The sequence below is a fragment of the Arthrobacter sp. CJ23 genome (assembly GCF_024741795.1).
Classification (GTDB): domain Bacteria; phylum Actinomycetota; class Actinomycetes; order Actinomycetales; family Micrococcaceae; genus Arthrobacter.
On record NZ_CP102950.1, the window covers coordinates 3,342,898 to 3,362,790 of the forward strand.

A 19,893-nucleotide genomic window follows, 5' to 3' on the forward strand; every position below is an offset into this window, starting at 1 on the left:
GGGGAAACGGGCCACAGCCATCTAAGCTTGCTTGCTTGGGCTAGGCAGCAACTTCGCTGCCTGCGCCGAGACGCGTCTTCACCACGGCGGCCAGGCTGGTGCAGATCCGCTCCGCCGTCGCCATGTCACCGGCTTCCACCATCACGCGCACCAGGGCCTCCGTGCCGGAAGGACGGAGCAGCACACGGCCAGTGTCGCCCAGCTCGGCCTCGGCGGCAGCCACGGCTGCGGCCACGCCCTCGTCCGTGGCGGCGCGGGCCTTGTCCACGTCCTTGACGTTGATCATGAGCTGCGGGAGCTTGGTCATTGCGGTGGCGAGGTCCTGCAGGGTGCGGCCGGTCTTGGCCATCTGCGCGGCGATCTGGAGCCCGGTCAGGACGCCGTCGCCGGTGGTGGCGTAGTCGGAGAAGATGACGTGGCCGGACTGCTCGCCGCCCAGGTTGAAGCCGCCGTCGCGCATTTCCTCGAGCACGTAGCGGTCCCCCACTGCCGTTTCGCGGATGCTGATGCCCGCGTTCCGCAGGGCGATTTTGAGGCCGAGGTTGCTCATGACCGTGGCCACCAGGACGTTGTCCTTGAGCTTGCCGGCGTCCTTGAGGGCCAGGGCCAGGATCGCCATGATCTGGTCACCGTCCACCTCGTTGCCCTCGTGGTCCACTGCCAGACAGCGGTCGGCGTCGCCATCGTGGGCGATGCCAAGGTCGGCGCCATGGGCCACAACCGCTTCCCTGAGCGGGCCCAGGTGCGTGGAGCCTACACCGTCGTTGATGTTCAGGCCGTCCGGTTCGGCTCCGATCACCACGACGTCCGCGCCGGCGTCCTTGAAGACCTGCGGGGAGCAGCCGCTGGCGGCACCGTGGGCGCAGTCCAGGACCACCTTGATGCCTTCCAGGCGGTGCGGAAGGGTGCCGAGCAGGTGGACGATGTAGCGGTCCTCTGCATCGGAGAAGCGCTGGATGCGGCCGACGTCGCCGCCGAGCGGGCGCTCCGGCTCCTTGCCGAGCTGTGCCTCGATGGCGTCCTCGACGTGGTCGGGCAGCTTCTGGCCACCGCGGGCGAAGAACTTGATGCCGTTGTCCGGCGCAGGGTTGTGGGAGGCGGAGAGCATGACGCCGAAGTCGGCGTCGAGGTCAGCCACCAGGTAGGCCGCGGCCGGGGTGGGCAGGACGCCGGCATCGTAGACGTCGATCCCGGAGCTTGAAAGGCCGGCTTCCACGGCCGCGGCCAGGAACTCGCCGCTGGCGCGGGGGTCCCGGGCGACCACGGCGCGGGGCCGCTTTCCGTCGGGCGTGCGGTCATGGCCGAGTACGACGGCGGCGGCCTGGGCGAGCTGCAAAGCCAACTCAGCGGTGAGCAATCCGTTCGCGAGACCGCGCACGCCATCTGTTCCAAATAATCTAGACATCGGGTCAAGTCTAGACGACGGCCGCTGCGGTTCCGGTTCAGATGCGCCCGTGGGCGGCCCAAAGTCGCCATAGGACTCCCCGAAAACGGCGAAAGCCCGCCCCGCCGAAACGGCGGAGCGGGCTTCCGAGTGGCCGCCGAAGCGACCGCAAGCGGTTTTAGCGCTTGGAGTACTGCTGAGCCTTGCGTGCCTTCTTGAGACCAGCCTTCTTACGCTCGATGACGCGTGCGTCACGGGTGAGGTAGCCGGCCTTCTTCAGGGTGGCGCGGTTGTTGTCGACGTCGATCTCGTTCAGCGAGCGAGCAACGCCGAGGCGCAGTGCACCGGCCTGGCCGGAGGGGCCACCACCGTGGATGCGTGCGATGACGTCGTAGGCACCTTCGAGATCAAGGATCTTGAAGGGCTCGTTGACGTCCTGCTGGTGCAGCTTGTTCGGGAAGTAGTTCGACAGCTCGCGGCCGTTGATGGTCCACTTGCCGGAGCCCGGCACAACGCGAACGCGTGCAACGGCTTCCTTGCGGCGGCCAACAGCTGCGCCGGCAACGGTCAGTGCCGGGCGCTCCTTCTTCGGCGCGTCTTCAACAGACGTGCTTTCCGAGGTGTAGCTGGTGAGGGTTTCCTCGGCCTCAACGGCCTCGGCGGTCAGTTCTTCGTTCTGAGCCACGGTTCTCCTTGTAATGAAAAGTTGTTTGGTGGCCAGGACTACTGGGCGACCTGGGTAATTTCGAACGTCTTGGGCTGCTGTGCAGCGTGGGGGTGCTCAGCGCCGCGGTAGACCTTGAGCTTGCCGAGCTGCTGTGCAGCCAGGGAGTTCTTGGGGAGCATGCCCTTGATGGCCTTCTCAACAGCGCGAACCGGGTTGGATTCCAGCAGCTCAGCGTAGTTGACGGAGGTCAGGCCGCCCGGGTAACCGGAGTGGCGGTATGCGCGCTTCTGCTCCAGCTTGGCGCCGGTAAGGGCAACCTTCTCAGCGTTGATGATGATGACGAAGTCGCCCATGTCCATGTGGGACGCAAAGGTCGGCTTGTGCTTTCCGCGCAGCAGTGTTGCGGTCTGGCTGGCAAGACGACCAAGGACAACGTCGGTGGCGTCAATGACGTGCCACTGGCGGTTGATATCGCCGGGCTTCGGGGTGTACGTACGCACGGTTTTGCCTCGTTCTTGTTCTGGCGTTCATGTTTTAGGAGGCACGCAATAAGACGTGCACCTACTATGTATGCGCTACCGGAGCAGAGGTGAGGACTCCATGTACCAGTCATCCCAGAATCTCGAAATGCCACCTGAGTTAGTGATCCTGCAACTGGATCCCCGAGCGGGCATGTGTCATCGAGATAGGACACGCACAACGACTCTAAACAATACCGCCAACGGGGTGCCGGGGTCAAAATGGGGTTATCGGCTGCCAGTCGGGCCGCAAGGAAGCCGCACCTGAGGAGACTCCGTGACCCTTGACTTCGCACCGCCATACCTGCTTGCTGCCATAGCCCTGCTTGGGTTGCTGCTGAGCCCCGTCACCGAGATCCTCGTCGCCAGATTCCTTCCACGCCTGGGCGGGCTCCCTTCCACGGGCATCAGGATGACGACGGCGGCAATCACCGGTTTGCTATTTGCCCTACTTACGCTGCGGTTTGGGCCGGGCCCTGAATTGCCGGCATTTCTATTCCTTGCATTACTTGCGGTCCAGCTTTCCCGAATTGATTTTACCCACCACCTCCTGCCCAATCCCCTGGTTTTGGCGTTGCTTTCGGCCGGCTTCGCGATGCTCGTGGGAGCTGCGGCCACGGCCCCGGACTGGCCCGGGCTGCTGCGCGCGGCCGCCGGCGGGGCAGCTTCCTTCGCGGTCTACCTGATTTTGGGACTGATCTCCCCCCGAGGCATCGGAATGGGCGACGTTAAGCTCGCCGCTCCACTGGGGGTCTACTTGGGCTACTTGGGCTGGGGGCAAGTGTTCTACGGGATGATGCTGGGGTTCGTGATGGGCGGAGCGCTCACGGTACTGATGTTGCGCCTGCGATCCGCGGAAAAGCCTGCTGAAACGGCCCACGGGCCAGCCATGTTCGCCGCCGCGCTGGGCGTGGTGTTGCTCCTTTCCTAGGCCATTCGAGAGCCACCTCCCGGCTCCTGGAGGGCCCGAGAATGATCAGCATGCTGTGCTTTCCGAGTAGCTGCCCCTACCCCCTGAGTACAAAACTGAGTACATATTCATTCGGCTTGAGTATTCCCCGGTTGGATGCCTGGAAAAAGACGAGTACCGCTACGCATTGTCTATTCATGGCCTCACAGGCAATTCTTGTCCTATCGAAATCCGAACCGGCCTGGGAAGGAAATGGGGGCGGCTTGGAATTCGTATTCACATTCCAAGAATCTGGGAAGGATTTTCCAATGTCATCTCTTATGGTTTCACTTGTTTCGTTCATCGCCGGCGTCAAGGAGCGGCTCACCTCCGAGAAAGGCGCAACGATGGTGGAATACGGCATCATGGTCGCCCTGATCGCGGTCATCGTCATGGTGGCTGTTGGGCCGCTCGGCCTCGCGATCCAAGCCATGTTCCAGGGCATCACCGGACAACTTTAGTCCCTGACGGGCTGGTCGGCTGTGCTGGTGGCAGTTTGCCGTCAATGCAGCCGACCGCTTCGTTAACACAAGTTCGAGAGAACCATCCACCGGGGCATCTGGGTCTGGGAGTCGGTCTTGAAATCAAATACAAAAGAGCGCGGGGCTGTGGCCGTCGAAATGGCCATCCTTTTGCCTCTGCTGCTACTTATTCTCATCGGAATTATTGAATTTGGGCGGGTTCTCAACGTCCAAGTGTCCCTGACCCAGGCGGCCCGGGAGGGTGCCAGGCATGCTGCCATCCACTATGACGACGGCACCATGGATGTTACAGCTGCCGCCTTGGCTGCAGCGCCGTCGCTGGACGGTCTGGGCGTCACCGTAACTGACAATGCCAGCAACTGTGCCTCAGGCCAAGATGTCGAGGTCACCACGAGCGTCTCGTTGCCGTCCATGAGCGGTTTCCTTGACGCCGGCTTCTTCGGCACACCTGGCCTATTCCCGATGAATCTAAACGGAGTTGGAGTGATGAGATGCGGCGGCTGAAACTCAGGCAGACAATCATGCATCCAAGGGGTAGCGGGGCCCCCGACAATGAACGAGGGGCTGTCGCCATCATCGTGGCGATGCTCCTGGTGGTCTTGATGGGGGCTGCAGCCATCGCAGTGGATGTTGGCGCCCTTTACGCTGAAAAGGCCCAGCTCCAGAATGGGGCAGATTCAGCTGCCCTGGCCATAGCCGACGACTGCGCCGGAGGTTCCTGCGGGGACTTTGCGGCAACGGGCGACGAGTTCGCCAATACAAACGCCAATGATGGTTCAAGTGGCGCCATAGTTACGTTCCCCAACGCAACTACCGTTCGCGTGGCGACCAATGCGCGTGACGCCAACACGGACGCAGACAGCTTTTCATTGTTCTTTGCCAGGATTCTGGGTTTTGAGACCACCGAAGTTGGCGCCATCGCAGAAGCCTCCTGGGGACCGCCCGGAAGCGGCGGTGCCTTCCCCTTGGCGTTCTCCGACAAATGCTGGGATTTGAGCGGAGCTGTCGATACGGGCCAGCTGCAAAAGATCTCGTGGAAACCTGGCGTCACCTGCACCAATCCTTCCGGTCATACGATTCCGGGCGGCTGGGGATGGTTGGACGACCCAGATAGCGACTGCTATGCCGTGACAGGTCTCGGCAACGCGATTGGAAGCGATCCAGGTAACAACAAGCCCACACAATGCGCCACCATCCTGCAGGGATGGATCAACGTTCTCAACAGCGGGGACGAAGTCAATGTTCTATTCCCCGTTTTTGACACCGCAACAGGGTCTGGGAACACCGGTTCGTTCCACATTATTGGCTTTGCCACTTTCAGTATTGTTGGTTGGAAATTCGGCCAAAACGGTGTTTACGAGTATCACAACACAACGGCGGCGTTGGGGAATTCCCATCTCGCCTGTTCTGGTGGAAACGACCGGTGCATCATCGGCCAATTCATCAAATTCCAGTCCATCGATTCCGTCGGTGGCGTGGGCGGCGGGGCAGACCTTGGAACGCTTGATATCCGCCTCACCAAATAGCAGGTCAATCTGGGAGCAAGACTAAGGAGATGGGAAAGTGAAAACACGCCTACTGGGAGGCATTGCAGCGCTGTTGTTGGCAATCGTTGGAGTCGTGCTGCTCGTCGTGTACGTGCAGGGCGCCGACAAGCGTGCGCAACAGGGTCTGGAGCCTGTAAATGTTTTGGTCATGAAGGAGCGTGTTCCGGCCGGCACTAAGGCGGAAGATCTCCAATCCAAAGTCCAGGTCGAAAGTCTGCCGAAGTCAGCGGTTCCCACCGGGACGCTGCAGGCACTCGGTGATCAAAAGGGCAAAGTGACTACGGTCGATCTGCAGCCCGGCGAGCAGCTCCTCGCCGCCAGGCTTGTCGATCCCCGCGAATTCCGCCCCGGTACCGTGCCGGTGCCGGAAGGCTTGGAGGAAGCAACCTTTGTCCTTACTCCCGAACGTATCTTGGGGGGCCGGCTGGTTGCTGGAGACAAGGTGACCGTATTCGCGTCCTTCAAAGCAGACGACGCCATGCCCGCCGACGCCAATGTACCGGCGGAGGTCAAGGGCTGGAAAGAGTTCACCGGACTCCTCTACCACGACATCTTGGTGACCGCCGTCCAGCAGGCGGCTCCTGATACGAAGCAATCCGGCGGAACGGACAAGGGCGTCGCCCTGCCGAACGGCTCCGCCTATGTCACCGTCGCCTTGAGCGACGCCAACGCGTCAAGGATGATCTTCGGCGCCGAGTTCGGTACTCTCTGGCTCGCGAAGCAGACTGATACGACAGTCAAGGGCGATCCGCCGGTCACCACCTTTGGAGGGCTGTTCCAATGAGCCGCTTCGTAGCCATCACCGCCGTCCGCGATTTTGAGGCGCGGGTCCGCCAGGCTATCACTGGGGCACTTCATGGGGAGCTCCAAACGCTAAGTCCCGATGCCCTGGCCAGCGGCACCGACGGTGTCTTCCAGCAGCTCGCGGGCGAGCCCCTCGAAGTCCTGATTCTGGGTCCCGGCGTGAATCCAGAGGATGCGCTGAAGCTGGCAACCGTCTTTGACCTTCAGTACCCGGAGGTGAGCGTGCTGCTGGTGTCAGAAACCAGCCCGGATCTGGTGCTACGTGCCATGCATGCCGGTGTCCGGGACATCATGGCTCCGGGTATCGAGGTCAGCGAGCTCCGCGTGCTCCTGGAGAGAGCAGCCTTGGCCAACGCCAGCCGGCGCCGAGGCATGGCTCCTGCAGCCGAGTCCGTACAAGGACGTGGACGGGTCATCGCTGTGATGTCGCCCAAAGGCGGCGTCGGTAAGACAACGGTGGCGACAAACCTCGCCGTTGGTTTGGGACAAGTGACCCCAATGGGCGTCGTGATCGTGGATTTGGATCTGCAATTCGGCGATGTCGCCTCGGGGTTGCTGCTGGAGCCGGAACACACGATTACAGAGGCCGTCCACGGGCCGGCTGCTGACGATTCCATGGTGCTCAAAGCCTTCCTGTCGGTGCACCCGGCCGGCATCTACGCCCTATGCGCCCCCGAGAGGCCAGCAGATTCGGATTACATCACCCCGGACCACGTCAGCCGGTTGCTGAACCAGCTGGCCAGTGAATTCAAGTATGTGGTGGTGGACACGGCGCCCGGACTGGGAGAACACTGTTTGGCAACCCTTGAGCTGGCCACCGATGGTGTCTGGGTTTGTGGGATGGACGTGCCCAGCATTCGAGGCCTCCGCAAGTGCCTCAGCGTGCTCAGGGAGCTGCAGCTCATGCCCCAAGGACGGCACACAGTTCTCAATTTTGCAGACCGGAAGAGTGGGATCTCCGTCCAGGATGTCGAAGCCACCATAGGTGTTCCGATCGACGCTGTGATTCCCCGTTCCCGGACATTGCCCTTCAGCACCAATCGAGGGGTTCCCGTCTTGCAGGGCAATCCACGCGATTCGGCTGCAAAGGGCCTGAAGAAACTCGTGGACCGTTTTGATCCGCTTTGGGAATCATCAGCCCACCACAAATTGCACCGAAGGGTGGTAGTGTCATGAAGCTCTCAGACCGTCTCTCCAAGTCACAGCCCGGTGCAAGCACCAGCGTCTCGGGTAGCTCCGCAACTGAGTCTTTGTCTGCGGATCAGGCAGCTCCGCCGCGTCCCGAATTGCCAGCACCGTTCCAGTCGACTGCGATGCCAGCGACGCCGTCACCCTTTGGTGGAGCTCCTGCCGTCCCAGTTGTCGACGCCTTGGCGAGCCTGAAGCAACGTGCGGCTTCGGCTCTGTTCGAACGGATGGGAACTCGCAGCGGCGATGCTTCCTCGTCCGAGGACGAGCTGCGGGCCCTGGTTGTCGATGAGCTCTCCGCCATCATCGACCAGGAGCAGGTGCCGCTCTCCCCTGAGGAACGGCGGCGCCTGATCCGTGAAATCGCTGACGAGGTGATGGGATACGGGCCACTTCAGCGGCTACTGGAAGATCCGTCCGTAACGGAAATCATGGTCAATCGCTTTGACCAGATCTACATCGAACGGCATGGACACATTTCCCTGACAGGTGCACAGTTCAGCTCCGATGACCACTTGCGAAAGGTCATCGAGCGAATCGTGTCCCGCGTGGGTCGCCGCATCGATGAGTCTTCCCCGTTGGTGGATGCTCGGCTCGAGGACGGCTCCCGCGTAAACGCCATCATTCCGCCTCTCGCCGTGAACGGGCCATCGCTGACAATCAGAAAGTTCAGTCACGTTCCACTCACCGTCCGCAACCTCATTGAGTGGGGATCCATCACCCCGGAAATCGCCGAACTGCTCCATGCTTGTGTGCTGGCCCGTCTCAACATCATCGTCTCGGGTGGCACTGGAACCGGCAAGACGACCCTGCTCAATGTGCTCTCTTCCTTTCTCCCGGAAGAAGACCGCATTGTCACCATCGAGGACGCCGTTGAGCTTCAGCTGCAGCAGCAGCACGTGGTCCGTCTGGAGAGCAGGCCGCCCAACATTGAGGGGAAGGGCGCGGTGACCATCCGTGATTTGGTTCGCAACTCGCTCCGGATGAGGCCTGACCGCATCATCGTTGGCGAGGTACGTGGCGGAGAGTCGCTGGACATGCTTCAGGCTATGAACACCGGCCACGACGGCTCCCTTTCAACCGTTCACGCCAATTCCCCGCGTGATGCTATTTCGCGCTTGGAAACTCTCGTGCTGATGGCGGGGATGGACCTCCCTCTGCGGGCCATCCGCGAGCAGGTTTCCTCAGCCGTGGATCTCATAGTTCAGATTGCCCGCCTGCGCGACGGTAGCCGCCGCATCACTCACGTCACAGAGGTCCAAGGCATGGAGGGGGACATTGTCACCCTCCAGGACGCGTTCGTCTTCGACTATGCCGCAGGATTCGACAGCCAAGGCAGGTTCTTGGGGAAGCCCATCTCAACCGGGATACGCCCTCGGTTCCTGGACCGCTTTGCCGATCTCGGAATTTCACTGTCACCGGGAGTCTTCGGCGCCGCACCGGCACAGTCAGTCAGGCGCTAGCCATGGACTCCCCTCTGTTCTTCGCCTCGGCGGTCACCCTTTGTCTGGGCGCACTGCTGCTGCTCATCTTCGTCGTCCTCAAGCCTCGTTACGGCGCCATCCCGGCAGAGCGTAGGCGCATTGGTTCACAACCGGACCAGTCAGGGATCGGCCGGGTGTCTCAGTCCGCGGTGACTCTGGTCGATGGTGTAATCGGTGAGTCCGGCGGCCCGTTCAACCGCGGTGTGCTTTTCAACGCCGGAATCAAACAGGCACCGGCGGACTTCACGGTGTCGGTCGCTGTCGCTTCGTTGGTCATGGGCATTCTAGGAATGCTTCTGGTCAATGTCGTGATCGGCATCCTGCTGGCAGCGGCCACGCCATTCCTTGCAAGGTTGTTCCTGGCGATCCTGACAGACAAACGCCGGGCCAAATTCGAAGCTCAGCTCAGTGACACCATTCAGATGCTGATCGGCGGCCTGCGCGTTGGCCACAGCGTCATGCGCTCCATTGAGGCCGCCGCAAACGAGTCTGACGCTCCCACATCGGAGGAATTCTCGCGCATCGTGAACGAGACACGGGTTGGCAAGGATTCACGCCAGGCAATTGATGATTCTGCTGAACGCATGGACAGCGAGGACTTCCGCTGGATCGGCCAAGCTATCCAAATTAACCGTGAAGTGGGCGGCGACTTGGCCGAAGTACTCGAACAAGTAGCCGGAACCATCCGGGAACGGAGTGAAATCAAGGGCCATGTGCGCGCGCTGAGCGCGGAAGGCAAGATGTCGGCCTACATCCTGATGGCCATGCCCGTTCTTGTCGGTCTGATCCTCTCCATGATTAATCCTGGCTATATGTCTCTCTTCATCGAGACACCCATCGGAATCGCGATGCTGGTGGCAATAGTCGTCCTCTTCGTGGTCGGCGGCTTCTGGCTAAGCCGCATCGTGAAGATCAAATTCTAAGGAGGCCAACAATGACTCCCATAGCATGGCTGATAATTGCCATTGTCATACTGCCACTGGCGTACTTCACGTGGTCGCTCCTGACGACGGACCGGAAATCCCTCGTGGCAATCCAAGCCAATCTGGGATCTGGATTTGCCCAGGGGGGCATCAATTCAACTCAGCGGCCAGCTCCGTTTGTAGGGCTCTCCAAGAAGTTGATGCCGGGTGGCTACGCGGCCAAACTGGATGAGTGGCTGGCCTTGGCGGGACGGCCGGCATCCTTTCCCTTGGAAAGGCTGATCGCCGTCAAACCGGTCCTGGGACTGACAGGGGCACTGCTTGGCCTCTTGCTGATTAGTTCCAATCCGACTCCGGCCAGCGTCGGAATCGGATTGTTCATCACGATCTTCTGCTATTTTCTTCCGGACCTGCTGGTTTACAACACTGGCATCAAGCGCCAGGAAGCCATGCAGTTGGAATTCCCCAATACCTTGGACCAGATGCTCATCTCAGTGGAAGCAGGTCTCGGCTTCGAATCCGCCATGGACAGGGCCGCCTCGTACGGCGGTGGACCCCTCGCGTTGGAACTCCGCCGAACGCTTCAGGACATCCAAGTTGGGCGCCCACGCCAGGAAGCCTACGAGGCCCTGGCGGCGCGATCATCATTGCCGGATTTGCGGAGTTTCGTCAGAGCCGTGATCCAAGCCGACAAGTATGGAATCGGCATCGCCAAGGTGCTACGGGTGCAGGCGAAGCAGGCACGCGTCAAAAGGCGTCAGAATGCGGAAGAGAAGGCCATGAAGCTGCCTGTCAAGGTGCTCTTCCCCTTGCTGTTCTGCATCTTCCCGGTGCTGTTCATAGTCCTTCTTGGGCCGGCCGTCCTGAAGATCATTGAGGCCTTCAGCTAGGGGCACCTCACCCACCAACAGACCGGCCAGCCGCGGCACCCAGAACCGCCGCTGGCCACACAGGCCCTCTCTCGGTACCCAGAGCCGGGAGGGGGCCATCCAAACGTCCGGCTATTCCCGGCGGGCCCTGGTGAGTTCGGCCCGCGCCAGCAGCTCTGCATCCGAGGGGTAGGCCACCTCCTCAAGCACCAGCGGGTGCGGGGCGGCCAGTACGGACTTGGCGTCGCGCGTCCTGGCCAGCAGGCGCTCGTGGAGCCATTGCGGAGCCTCAAGCCCTTCCCCGACGCGCAGCGCAGAACCCACCAGGGAGCGCACCATGTTGTGGCAGAAGGCGTCGGCCTGCACCGTGGCAGTGATGACGCCGTCGCTCCCCCGGGCGAACTCAAAACGCTGCAACTCACGGATGGTGGTGGCACCTTCACGCGGCTTGCAGTAGGAACGGAAGTCCTGCAGCCCCAGCAGCTGCGCGGCGCCCTCGTTCAGCAGGGCAACATCCAAAGACGCCTTGTGCCAGAGCGTGAGCCCGCGCATGAGCGGGTCCCAGCCGGCGGGACCGTCCGCGATGCGGTAACTGTAGCGGCGCCACAAGGCAGAGAACCGCGCGTCGAAACCCTCCGGCGCCAGGCCGGCGTCGTGCACTTCCACGGCCCCCGTCAGGTCGCCCAGCCCGCGGCTCAGCGCCCCGCGGAGGCGGCGCAGGAGCGCGACGGCGGGATCGAGTTCGTGCCCGCGCGGCAGTCCCAGCCACTCAGCCTCTGTCAGGTCCAGATGGACCACCTGGCCGCGGGCGTGGACGCCGGCGTCGGTGCGGCCGGCCACGGTAACGCGGACGGGACGCTGCAGGATCAAGGCGAGGGCTTCCTCCAAGGAGCCCTGGACGGTCCGCAGCCCGGGCTGCACGGCCCAGCCGTTGAACGGGCCGCCGTCGTAGGAAAGATCAAGCCGGACACGCAAAAACCCGCCGCCCCCCAAAACGGGGGCAGCGGGTTTTTGTTCGTTCATAGACTTAAGTCTACTGCGAAGAATTCAGTGAATTACTTCTTGTCCTCAGCGGCCGGAGCCTCTTCAGACGGTGCTTCTTCAGTCTCGGCAACTTCGGTCTCAGCCTCAGCTTCAACAGCCTCGGTCTCGACAGCTTCGGTCTCAACGACCTCTTCCTCGACAACCTCGGCAGCCGGAGCAGCCTTCGCAGCAGCCTGGGTAGCTTCAGCTACCACGGCCTGCTTGGCGGAAACCGGCTCGAGAACCAGTTCGATGACAGCCATGGGAGCGTTGTCGCCCTTGCGGTTGCCGATCTTGGTGATGCGGGTGTAGCCACCGTCGCGGTTGGCAACTGCGCCTGCGATGTCGGTGAACAGCTCGTGGACGATGCCCTTGTCGCTGATCAGGCCGAGAACGCGGCGGCGGGAGGACAGGTCCCCACGCTTGGCGAAGGTGACCAGGCGCTCTGCGTACGGCTTCAGGCGCTTGGCCTTGGTGACCGTGGTGGTGATGCGCTTGTGCTCAAACAGAGCAGCTGCCAGGTTCGCGAGCATCAGACGCTCGTGAGCCGGACCGCCTCCGAGGCGCGGACCCTTAGTGGGGGTAGGCATAATTGTTTCTCCTGTTGTGTAGGCCGTGCCGGTCCAAACGTGGAACCGGCGGCCAAGATCTGCTTGTTAGAGCTCGTCGTCGCTGAACGCGGCGTCGTCCTCTTCGATGGCTGCGGCGCGGGCTGCCAGGTCGAAACCGGGAGGGGAGTCCTTGAGGGACAGACCCAGTTCAACCAGCTTTGCCTTGACCTCATCGATGGACTTCGCACCGAAGTTACGGATGTCCATCAGGTCAGCCTCGGAGCGGGCAACGAGTTCACCCACGGTGTGGATGCCCTCACGCTTGAGGCAGTTGTAGGAACGGACGGTGAGGTCCAGATCCTCGATCGGCAGTGCCATGTCCGCTGCCAGGGCAGCGTCCGTCGGCGACGGGCCAATCTCGATACCTTCAGCTGCGGTGTTCAGCTCACGAGCCAGACCGAACAGTTCCACCAAGGTGGTGCCTGCGGAAGCAACGGCGTCGCGCGGAGCGATTGCCTGCTTGGTCTCGACGTCGACAATCAGCTTGTCGAAGTCGGTGCGCTGCTCAACACGGGTAGCTTCCACGCGGAAGGTTACCTTCATGACCGGCGAGTAGATCGAGTCGACCGGGATACGGCCGATCTCGGAGTCGCCGGACTTGTTCTGAGCTGCCGAAACGTAGCCACGGCCGCGCTCGATGGTCAGTTCGAGTTCGAACTTGCCCTTCGAGTTCAGCGTGGCAATGTGCAGATCCGGGTTGTGGAATTCGACGCCGGCCGGCGGAGCGATGTCCGCAGCGGTGACGATTCCGGGGCCCTGCTTGCGCAGGTACGCAACAACCGGCTCGTCGTGCTCGGAGGACACGGAGAGGTTCTTGATGTTAAGGATGATCTCGGTGACATCTTCCTTGACACCCGGAACCGTGGTGAACTCGTGCAGCACGCCATCGATCCGGATGCTGGTTACAGCGGCACCGGGGATGGAGGAGAGCAGGGTACGGCGGAGGGAGTTTCCGAGGGTGTAGCCGAAACCCGGTTCCAGCGGTTCGATAACGAAGCGGGAGCGGTTCTCGGATACAACTTCTTCAGACAGGGTGGGGCGCTGTGCAATGAGCACTTAGGTTTCCTTTCGGCGAGCATCCGCTATATGACGCAACACAGGTGGTGGAAATCGGCTTCGGTTTCCAGCCTGGCCAGCCGGACCATGCTGCGGGACAGTCAGACTGTCCCGCAGCAGGCCCGGCCGGCAGGCAGGCAAAACCTAATTAGACGCGGCGACGCTTCGGCGGGCGGCAACCGTTGTGCGCTGCGGGGGTGACGTCCTGGATGGAGCCAACCTCGAGGCCAGCGGCCTGCAGCGAGCGGATAGCGGTTTCGCGTCCGGAACCCGGTCCCTTGACGAACACGTCGACCTTCTTCAGGCCGTGCTCCTGGGCGCGCTTTGCAGCGGCTTCGGCAGCCATCTGGGCGGCGAACGGGGTGGACTTGCGGGAGCCCTTGAAGCCAACCTCACCGGCGGAAGCCCAGGAGATTACAGCACCGTTCGGGTCCGTGATGGACACGATGGTGTTGTTAAAGGTGCTCTTGATGTGCGCCTGGCCAAGCGCGATATTCTTCTTGTCCTTCTTACGCGGCTTGCGAACCGCGCCACGAGTCTTCGGGGGCATTATTTCTCCTACAGAAAGTTATGGGGGAAAGCGGGCGCTATTTCTAGCGGCCGGCTTTCTTCTTGCCAGCGACGGTGCGCTTCGGACCCTTGCGGGTACGAGCGTTGGTCTTCGTACGCTGTCCGCGTACGGGCAGGCCCTTGCGGTGACGCAGGCCTTCGTAGCTGCCGATCTCAACCTTGCGGCGGATGTCAGCGGCTACCTCGCGGCGAAGGTCACCCTCAACCTTGTAGTTGCCTTCAATGTAGTCACGCAGCTGAACCAGCTCGGCGTCAGTCAGGTCCTTGACGCGAACGTCAGCGCTGATGCCGGTAGCAGCCAGGGTTTCGTGTGCACGGGTCTTGCCCACGCCGTAGATGTAAGTAAGCGCAATTTCCAACCGCTTTTCGCGGGGAATGTCTACGCCAGCGAGACGAGCCATAGTGGCAGTACTCCTTGTATAAACCGGAGGTCGTAGGCAGTACACCCGCACGTTCAGTGCGGCCCCAGCCTCCGACCGGGGGTTAGCTGTCCGGGCTCAATACGTCCCAATTCAGCTTGTGCTGCCTTATTTACTTGCGTGGGCACAGCCCAGGTTTGCCCTTGCGGGCGCTTTTTCCCTGGCGGGAATTAGCCCTGGCGCTGCTTGTGGCGCGGGTTCTCGCAGATCACCATGACCCGGCCATTACGGCGGATCACTTTGCACTTGTCGCAGATCTGCTTGACGCTCGGCTTGACCTTCATGGCGTTCCTTTGCGTGTTGCAGTTGGTCAGCTGGAGCGGCTCCGGCATTTAGCCCTGGCCGCCCAGCAATTTACTTGTAGCGGTAGACGATACGACCACGTGTGAGGTCGTATGGGCTGAGCTCCACCACTACTCGGTCCTCAGGGAGGATTCGGATGTAGTGCTGACGCATCTTCCCAGAGATGTGTGCGAGAACGACGTGCTTGTTGGTGAGCTCAACACGAAACATCGCATTGGGCAGCGCCTCAGTCACAACGCCCTCGATCTCAATGACCCCGTCCTTCTTGGCCATATCCTCCGCTAACTGTTGTTTGCCGCAGCCCTCCGGTAGTCACCGAAAATCCTGCGGACGTTTTTTGTTGGTTTGGCCGCGTACCAGCCACCACACCAAAAAGGGCGTGGCTGTACAGACAACCAACAGACAACTCTACGCCAAAGCGGCGGGAAAGTTAAATCCGTTCATCGTAGCCCAAGGGCGGCCCGCAGTCACTCCCCCGCGGGCCTGTACGCGGGGAACTCGCCTGCCGGCGTCGTGATGCTTTGGGCCTGCGCGACGCCGTCCAGGATCGCCAGGCGCACGGCCTCCGCCGCGGCGCTCTGCAGCGTGATAAGCGAGACCTGGCGGGCCTGCTCGCTGGTCCGGTCAAGCACGACGGCGCCTGTCGCCAGCGCGAAAACGGTGTCACCGTCGGCGAGTGTGTGGCTCGGGTTCAAGGCTCTGGCGAGTCCGGCGTGGGCGGCGCCGGCGGTGCGCCTGCACTCGGCGGGGTCCAGGACGGCGTTGGTGACGACGACTACCAATGTTGTGTTGAGTGCCGGAGGGGCCGCATCCGTCGGGGACGCGCCGGATCCCAGACCCATCGGCATTCCCAGAGCATTCACCACAGCGATCGCTCCGACGATCACGGAGCCCTGCTGCGAGATGTTGTCGAGAGTGATGGAGGAGGTGCCCAATCCGCCTTTGAACTGGCCGCGGCCCAGCAGCGCGCCGGTGCCGGCGCCCACATTGCCGCGTCCGACGTCGGCGTGGTCGCCCGAGGCATGGGCAGCGGCGGCGGCCGCGTAGCCCATGGCTTCGTCCGGGCGGGCGGCAAAGTCGCCGCCGCGTCCGAGGTCGAAGATGGCGGCTGCGGGGACAATCGGCACCACGCCGCCGGGCACCGGGAATCCGCGGCCCTGCTCCTCGCACCAGCGCTGGGCGCCGTGCGCACTGACCAGGCCGAAGGCGCTGCCGCCCGTGAGGATAACGGCATCCACCGTCGGCACCAGCGTGGTGGGGTCGAGGGCGTCGGTCTCGTGGGTGCCGGGGCCGCCACCGCGGACGTCGACGGATCCCACGGTTCCCGGCGGCGGCAGGACCACGGTCACCCCGCTCAGCCAACCGTCGTCGTAATTCTGGGCATGTCCTACCCGGACTCCAGGCACATCAGTGATCGCTCCCATGGCACCATTCTGCGCCACGGCGTCCTGTGAATGTCTGTGAATTTTGTGAATCTTGTTTCCGGGGCGGAGCGCCCAACTGAGTAGCGCTATCTGGCATTCTGACGGCTCAAAACGCCAGATAGCGCTACCTAGCTGGGGTGCGGAAAACGAGAGTCGGGCCTCGGAAATGAACACGAGCCGATGCCCCACGGAATGGCGTGCAAACGGCTGCCGAAAGCTTCGCCAACAATCCTGCCAGGGGCCCGTTTTCCGGGTTCACGCCCCCAAAGCTGTGGTGGTCTGGGAGCAGCGGCCGTCGACCCCCGGGTCCGGCCGGACGTCCATCTGCAAACCGTTAGAGACCCCATGACCTCACAACTCACGCAAAGCAGGCCTGTCCAGGGCAGCAAGGTGCCCGGGCCCCCGCGGCGATCGCGCTGGACCCGCCGGGCCCGGCGGGACTTCCTGGTTTTCCTTGCCTTGGCCCTGCCGAACCTCGCCCTGATCGCGGTGTTCACGTACTGGCCGCTCATCAACAACGTCTACTACTCCACCCTGGACTGGACCCTGGGATCGGCCTCCGCCACAGTGGTGGGCCTGGACAACTACGTCACCTTCTTCACCAGCGCCGATGCCGGCAAGGTGCTGGGCACCACCGCCGTCTTTACGCTGGTCACGGTGGGCGGATCCATGGTGCTGGGCCTGTTGGTGTCCCTGGCCCTGAACACCAAGGTCCGCGGCACCACTTTTGCGCGCTCCGCCGTCTTCGCCCCCTACGTCCTGTCCGGCGTCGGCGTGGGACTGGTCTGGTTGTTCATCTTCGACCCGGGCTACGGCGTGCTCGCCTGGCTGCTGCGCGGGATCGGGCAGCACAGCCCGCAATGGATCAACGATCCCCAGCTTTCCCTGGTGATGGTGATCATCGTCTACGTGTGGAAGAACCTCGGCTATTGCGCCGTGGTCTATCTGGCGGGCCTGCAGTCGCTGCCGCAGGACGTCATGGAAGCTGCAGCGCTCGACGGCGCCAACGGCTTCCGCCGTTTCCTGAACATCTCGCTGCCCCTCCTGTCCCCCACCACGTTCTTCCTGCTGATCACCACCATGATCAGCTCCCTGCAGGCCTTCGACCTGATCCGCATCATGACCCCGCTGGGCAACGGCACCAGCACGCTGATCTACGAGGCCTACCTCCAGGCCTTCGGCGCCTACAACCGCGCAGGCTACTCGGCGGCCATCTCGGTGGTCCTGTTCGCCATCCTCCTGGTCATCACGGTGGTCCAATTGCGCTTCGTCGAGCGGAAGGTCCACTACTCATGAGCAACACCGTTACCCGCGGGCACCCCTTCTCCCGGAGCAACCTCCTCCAGACCGTGGCAGGCGGTTACGTTCCGCTGGTCCTGGCCACCCTGGTGGTCGTCCTGCCGCTGCTCTGGATGGTCCTCAGCTCCTTCAAGCAGCCCGGCGAAATCGTGACCACGGATCTGCGGATCCTGCCCGAGAGCCTGAACCTGGACGCGTACCGGACTGCCATGACCACGGTTCCGTTCGCCCAGTTCTTCCTCAACAGCCTGGTGGTCACGGTGGTGGGGTCCACCATCAAAGTGGTGCTGGCCGTCCTGACCGCCTATGCGCTCGTCTTTGTCCGCTTCCCCTTCAAGAATGTGATTTTCGTGCTCATTCTTGTGGCCCTCATGGTCCCGGCCCAGGTGTCCATCCTGCCCAACTACATCCTGATCGCGGGCATGGGCGGCAAGAACACGCTCTGGGGCATCATCCTCCCGGGCCTCGGAACCGCCTTCGGCACCTTCCTCCTGCGGCAGCATTTCCTGACCCTCCCGGGCTCCATTCTCGAAGCTGCCGAGATCGACGGCGCCGGCCACTGGCGCCGACTCTGGCAGATCATCGTCCCCGTCTCCGTCCCGTCCATCGCCACCGTGGCACTGGTGACCGTGGTCAGTGAGTGGAACGACTACATCTGGCCGCTCATCATCACGGACCGTCCCGAAACCATGACCCTCCCCGTTGGCCTGACCCTGCTCCAGAACTCGGAGAGCAACGGTGCAGGCTGGGGAATCCTCATGGCCGGCGCCGTCCTGGTCATCATCCCGATCCTGCTGGTCTTCGCAGCACTGCAGCGCTACATCGTCGCGGGCCTCACCCAGGGCAGCGTCACCGGCTGAGCAGTCCAAACCTTCCACACCATCGCAACCACATTTTTGTAACTCTGAGAGGATCCACCATGGCAATGAATTTTGATCGCAGGAACTTCCTGGGGCTCGCCGGTCTTGGCGCCGGCGCCCTTGCGCTGGCCGCATGCGGCGGCCCGTCCACCGGGGGCACGGTTGCAGCCGGCACTTCGGCTGAGCTGGACTTCGCCGGCGTCAAGCCGGCCGCAAAGATCGACTTCTGGACCAACCACCCCGGCAAGTCCCAGGACGTTGAAAAGTCCATCATCGAGAAGTTCCACGCCAAATTCCCGGACATCAAGGTCAACCTGGTGACGGCCGGGGCAAACTACGAGGAAATCGCCCAGAAGTTCCAGACCTCGCAGGCCGCAAAGTCCGGTCTCCCCGGGCTGGTTGTCCTCTCCGACGTCTGGTGGTTCCGCTACTTCTCCAACGGCAACATCATCCCCCTCGATGGCCTGGTGAAGCAGCTGGACATCAAGGTGGACGACTTCCAGAAGTCCCTGGTCAGTGACTATCAGTACGACGGCAAGCAGTGGGCGCTCCCCTATGGCCGTTCCACGCCCCTGTTCTACTACAACAAGGACCACTTCAAGGCCGCTGGCCTGCCGGACCGGGCCCCGGCCACCTGGCAGGAATTCGCCAGCTGGGCGCCGCAGCTGAAGGCCGCCTCGGGCGCCCAGTACGCCTACATCTACCCGGCGCTCGCCGGCTACGCGGGCTGGACCCTGCAGAACAACCTGTGGGGCTGGGGCGGAGGCTGGTCCAAGGACTGGGACATCACCTGCGATTCATCCGAGTCCGTGGCCGCGCTGCAGTGGGCCCAGGACTCCATCTACAAGGACGGATGGGCAGGTGTTTCCTCCAAGGAGGCGGCCGACGACTTTGCCGCCGGCCTCACGTCTTCCACGATCTCTTCCACGGGGTCCCTGCTGGGCGTCCTCAAGTCGGCGAAGTTCAACGTCGGCGTCGGGTTCCTTCCCGGCGGCCCCAAGGTGGCCTCAGGGGTCTGCCCCACCGGCGGCGCAGGGCTCGGCATCCCGAGCGGGATCAGCAAGGAAGAACAGCTCGCGGCGGCCACCTTCCTGAAGTTCATGACCGAGGCAGAGAACACGGCTGCGTTCTCCGCTGCCACCGGCTACATGCCCACCCGTGTCTCTGCCGACATGACGGCGGTCCTCGCCAAGACCCCGCAGATCAAGACGGCCATGGACCAGCTGGCCGCCACCAAGGTCCAGGACAACGCCCGGGTCTTCCTTCCCGGCGCCGACCAGGAAATGGCCAAGGCAGCTGCCAAGATCCTGACCCAGCAAGGCGACGTCCAGGCAACCATGACCGAGCTCAAGAAGACGCTTGAGGGCATCTACACCAAGGACGTGAAGCCCAAGCTCAAGGCCTAGCTTTTCGCTGCGCCAATTGCCCTGAGAAACGCAAAATCCCTGTCGCTACCGGTATTCAGGTAGCGACAGGGATTTTCTGCGTCGGCAGCGGTTTGCGCGTCGTACGG

The 19,893-nt window shown here is 62.5% G+C and carries 23 protein-coding genes; 12 read left to right on the plus strand and 11 right to left on the minus strand.

What is annotated here, in order from left to right:
- Positions 1 to 40 precede the first annotated feature (40 nt).
- From glmM to rplM, 3 genes are all read right to left on the minus strand, one after another.
- On the minus strand, positions 41 to 1,405 hold the full coding sequence (gene glmM / locus NVV90_RS14960; RefSeq protein ID WP_258438058.1) for a phosphoglucosamine mutase: 1,365 nt from the start codon (positions 1,403 to 1,405) through the stop codon (positions 41 to 43).
- Positions 1,406 to 1,562: 157 nt separating this feature from the next.
- Positions 1,563 to 2,069 (minus strand): 30S ribosomal protein S9, encoded by a 507-nt coding sequence (gene rpsI / locus NVV90_RS14965; RefSeq protein WP_258438059.1) that lies wholly within the window; start codon positions 2,067 to 2,069, stop codon positions 1,563 to 1,565.
- Between the two features lie 38 nt (positions 2,070 to 2,107).
- Positions 2,108 to 2,551 carry a 50S ribosomal protein L13 gene (gene rplM, locus NVV90_RS14970; RefSeq protein WP_024817563.1) on the minus strand — a complete coding sequence of 148 codons (444 nt, stop codon included), beginning with the start codon at positions 2,549 to 2,551 and terminating at the stop codon, positions 2,108 to 2,110.
- 295 nt (positions 2,552 to 2,846) lie between these two features.
- Here rplM and NVV90_RS14975 point away from each other — a divergent pair, with 295 nt between their 5' ends.
- From NVV90_RS14975 to NVV90_RS15015, 9 genes are all read left to right on the plus strand, one after another.
- Positions 2,847 to 3,500: a prepilin peptidase gene (locus NVV90_RS14975; protein WP_258438060.1), complete on the plus strand. Its 654-nt coding sequence runs from the start codon at positions 2,847 to 2,849 to the stop codon at positions 3,498 to 3,500.
- A gap of 287 nt (positions 3,501 to 3,787) precedes the next feature.
- A complete protein-coding gene (locus tag NVV90_RS14980; protein ID WP_258438061.1) occupies positions 3,788 to 3,979 on the plus strand; it encodes a Flp family type IVb pilin in 192 nt (63 codons plus the stop codon).
- 117 nt (positions 3,980 to 4,096) lie between these two features.
- A complete protein-coding gene (locus NVV90_RS14985; RefSeq protein WP_258438062.1) occupies positions 4,097 to 4,504 on the plus strand; it encodes a TadE/TadG family type IV pilus assembly protein in 408 nt (135 codons plus the stop codon).
- Between the two features lie 80 nt (positions 4,505 to 4,584).
- Positions 4,585 to 5,526 (plus strand): TadE/TadG family type IV pilus assembly protein, encoded by a 942-nt coding sequence (locus NVV90_RS14990; RefSeq protein ID WP_258441200.1) that lies wholly within the window; start codon positions 4,585 to 4,587, stop codon positions 5,524 to 5,526.
- A 37-nt stretch (positions 5,527 to 5,563) separates the two neighbouring features.
- Positions 5,564 to 6,331: a Flp pilus assembly protein CpaB gene (locus NVV90_RS14995; protein WP_258438063.1), complete on the plus strand. Its 768-nt coding sequence runs from the start codon at positions 5,564 to 5,566 to the stop codon at positions 6,329 to 6,331.
- Entirely contained in the window at positions 6,328 to 7,527 is a 1,200-nt protein-coding gene (locus NVV90_RS15000) for an AAA family ATPase (protein WP_258438064.1), read from the plus strand. Before NVV90_RS14995 ends, NVV90_RS15000 begins: the two co-directional genes overlap by 4 nt.
- On the plus strand, positions 7,524 to 9,002 hold the full coding sequence (locus tag NVV90_RS15005; RefSeq protein ID WP_258438065.1) for a CpaF family protein: 1,479 nt from the start codon (positions 7,524 to 7,526) through the stop codon (positions 9,000 to 9,002). Before NVV90_RS15000 ends, NVV90_RS15005 begins: the two co-directional genes overlap by 4 nt.
- Positions 9,003 to 9,004: 2 nt before the next feature.
- The gene (locus NVV90_RS15010) at positions 9,005 to 9,946 is read left to right on the plus strand and encodes a type II secretion system F family protein (protein WP_258438066.1); all 942 of its coding nucleotides are present in this window, start codon (positions 9,005 to 9,007) and stop codon (positions 9,944 to 9,946) included.
- An 11-nt stretch (positions 9,947 to 9,957) separates the two neighbouring features.
- Positions 9,958 to 10,836, plus strand: a complete 879-nt coding sequence (locus NVV90_RS15015) for a type II secretion system F family protein (RefSeq protein ID WP_258438067.1) — start codon at positions 9,958 to 9,960, stop codon at positions 10,834 to 10,836.
- A 111-nt stretch (positions 10,837 to 10,947) separates the two neighbouring features.
- On the opposite strand, the gene NVV90_RS15020 is transcribed toward NVV90_RS15015, so the two are convergent.
- The 8 genes from NVV90_RS15020 to NVV90_RS15055 form a co-directional block, all read right to left on the minus strand.
- Positions 10,948 to 11,838 carry a tRNA pseudouridine(38-40) synthase TruA gene (locus NVV90_RS15020; RefSeq protein ID WP_258438068.1) on the minus strand — a complete coding sequence of 297 codons (891 nt, stop codon included), beginning with the start codon at positions 11,836 to 11,838 and terminating at the stop codon, positions 10,948 to 10,950.
- A 32-nt stretch (positions 11,839 to 11,870) separates the two neighbouring features.
- Complete coding sequence (rplQ, locus tag NVV90_RS15025; RefSeq protein ID WP_258438069.1) at positions 11,871 to 12,428, minus strand: 50S ribosomal protein L17; 558 nt, start codon at positions 12,426 to 12,428, stop codon at positions 11,871 to 11,873.
- 66 nt (positions 12,429 to 12,494) lie between these two features.
- A complete protein-coding gene (locus NVV90_RS15030) occupies positions 12,495 to 13,505 on the minus strand; it encodes a DNA-directed RNA polymerase subunit alpha (protein WP_207615016.1) in 1,011 nt (336 codons plus the stop codon).
- Positions 13,506 to 13,653: 148 nt separating this feature from the next.
- Positions 13,654 to 14,055 (minus strand): 30S ribosomal protein S11, encoded by a 402-nt coding sequence (gene rpsK, locus NVV90_RS15035; protein ID WP_011692779.1) that lies wholly within the window; start codon positions 14,053 to 14,055, stop codon positions 13,654 to 13,656.
- Between the two features lie 43 nt (positions 14,056 to 14,098).
- Positions 14,099 to 14,476, minus strand: coding sequence for a 30S ribosomal protein S13 (rpsM, locus tag NVV90_RS15040; RefSeq protein ID WP_011775569.1), 378 nt, complete (start codon positions 14,474 to 14,476; stop codon positions 14,099 to 14,101).
- Positions 14,477 to 14,664: 188 nt separating this feature from the next.
- Complete coding sequence (gene rpmJ / locus NVV90_RS15045; protein WP_011775570.1) at positions 14,665 to 14,778, minus strand: 50S ribosomal protein L36; 114 nt, start codon at positions 14,776 to 14,778, stop codon at positions 14,665 to 14,667.
- 70 nt (positions 14,779 to 14,848) lie between these two features.
- Entirely contained in the window at positions 14,849 to 15,070 is a 222-nt protein-coding gene (infA, locus tag NVV90_RS15050) for a translation initiation factor IF-1 (protein WP_011775571.1), read from the minus strand.
- A gap of 194 nt (positions 15,071 to 15,264) precedes the next feature.
- A complete protein-coding gene (locus NVV90_RS15055) occupies positions 15,265 to 16,221 on the minus strand; it encodes a P1 family peptidase (protein WP_258438070.1) in 957 nt (318 codons plus the stop codon).
- Positions 16,222 to 16,566: 345 nt separating this feature from the next.
- Here NVV90_RS15055 and NVV90_RS15060 point away from each other — a divergent pair, with 345 nt between their 5' ends.
- Genes NVV90_RS15060 through NVV90_RS15070 form a run of 3 tightly spaced genes read left to right on the plus strand, consistent with a single transcriptional unit; the run spans position 16,567 to position 19,786 of the window.
- Positions 16,567 to 17,517, plus strand: a complete 951-nt coding sequence (locus NVV90_RS15060) for a carbohydrate ABC transporter permease (protein WP_258438071.1) — start codon at positions 16,567 to 16,569, stop codon at positions 17,515 to 17,517.
- Entirely contained in the window at positions 17,514 to 18,380 is an 867-nt protein-coding gene (locus NVV90_RS15065; protein WP_258438072.1) for a carbohydrate ABC transporter permease, read from the plus strand. The genes NVV90_RS15060 and NVV90_RS15065 overlap by 4 nt, the downstream gene beginning before the upstream one ends.
- A gap of 59 nt (positions 18,381 to 18,439) precedes the next feature.
- On the plus strand, positions 18,440 to 19,786 hold the full coding sequence (locus NVV90_RS15070) for an ABC transporter substrate-binding protein (RefSeq protein ID WP_258438073.1): 1,347 nt from the start codon (positions 18,440 to 18,442) through the stop codon (positions 19,784 to 19,786).
- The last annotated feature ends 107 nt before the right edge of the window (positions 19,787 to 19,893 follow it).

Bases quoted from the DNA above. Each gene is read 5' to 3' on its own strand.
- NVV90_RS15055 (WP_258438070.1), bottom strand. From the start codon at position 16,221: ATGGGAGCGATCACTGATGTGCCTGGAGTCCGGGTAGGACATGCCCAG.
- rpsM (WP_011775569.1), bottom strand. From the start codon at position 14,476: ATGGCTCGTCTCGCTGGCGTAGACATTCCCCGCGAAAAGCGGTTGGAA.
- rplQ (WP_258438069.1), bottom strand. From the start codon at position 12,428: ATGCCTACCCCCACTAAGGGTCCGCGCCTCGGAGGCGGTCCGGCTCAC.
- rpsK (WP_011692779.1), bottom strand. From the start codon at position 14,055: ATGCCCCCGAAGACTCGTGGCGCGGTTCGCAAGCCGCGTAAGAAGGAC.
- NVV90_RS15000 (WP_258438064.1), top strand. From the start codon at position 6,328: ATGAGCCGCTTCGTAGCCATCACCGCCGTCCGCGATTTTGAGGCGCGG.
- NVV90_RS15015 (WP_258438067.1), top strand. From the start codon at position 9,958: ATGACTCCCATAGCATGGCTGATAATTGCCATTGTCATACTGCCACTG.
- NVV90_RS14990 (WP_258441200.1), top strand. From the start codon at position 4,585: ATGCTCCTGGTGGTCTTGATGGGGGCTGCAGCCATCGCAGTGGATGTT.
- NVV90_RS14980 (WP_258438061.1), top strand. From the start codon at position 3,788: ATGTCATCTCTTATGGTTTCACTTGTTTCGTTCATCGCCGGCGTCAAG.
- NVV90_RS15065 (WP_258438072.1), top strand. From the start codon at position 17,514: ATGAGCAACACCGTTACCCGCGGGCACCCCTTCTCCCGGAGCAACCTC.
- NVV90_RS15005 (WP_258438065.1), top strand. From the start codon at position 7,524: ATGAAGCTCTCAGACCGTCTCTCCAAGTCACAGCCCGGTGCAAGCACC.
- NVV90_RS15070 (WP_258438073.1), top strand. From the start codon at position 18,440: ATGGCAATGAATTTTGATCGCAGGAACTTCCTGGGGCTCGCCGGTCTT.
- infA (WP_011775571.1), bottom strand. From the start codon at position 15,070: ATGGCCAAGAAGGACGGGGTCATTGAGATCGAGGGCGTTGTGACTGAG.
- NVV90_RS15020 (WP_258438068.1), bottom strand. From the start codon at position 11,838: ATGAACGAACAAAAACCCGCTGCCCCCGTTTTGGGGGGCGGCGGGTTT.
- glmM (WP_258438058.1), bottom strand. From the start codon at position 1,405: ATGTCTAGATTATTTGGAACAGATGGCGTGCGCGGTCTCGCGAACGGA.
- rpmJ (WP_011775570.1), bottom strand. From the start codon at position 14,778: ATGAAGGTCAAGCCGAGCGTCAAGCAGATCTGCGACAAGTGCAAAGTG.
- NVV90_RS15010 (WP_258438066.1), top strand. From the start codon at position 9,005: ATGGACTCCCCTCTGTTCTTCGCCTCGGCGGTCACCCTTTGTCTGGGC.
- NVV90_RS15060 (WP_258438071.1), top strand. From the start codon at position 16,567: ATGACCTCACAACTCACGCAAAGCAGGCCTGTCCAGGGCAGCAAGGTG.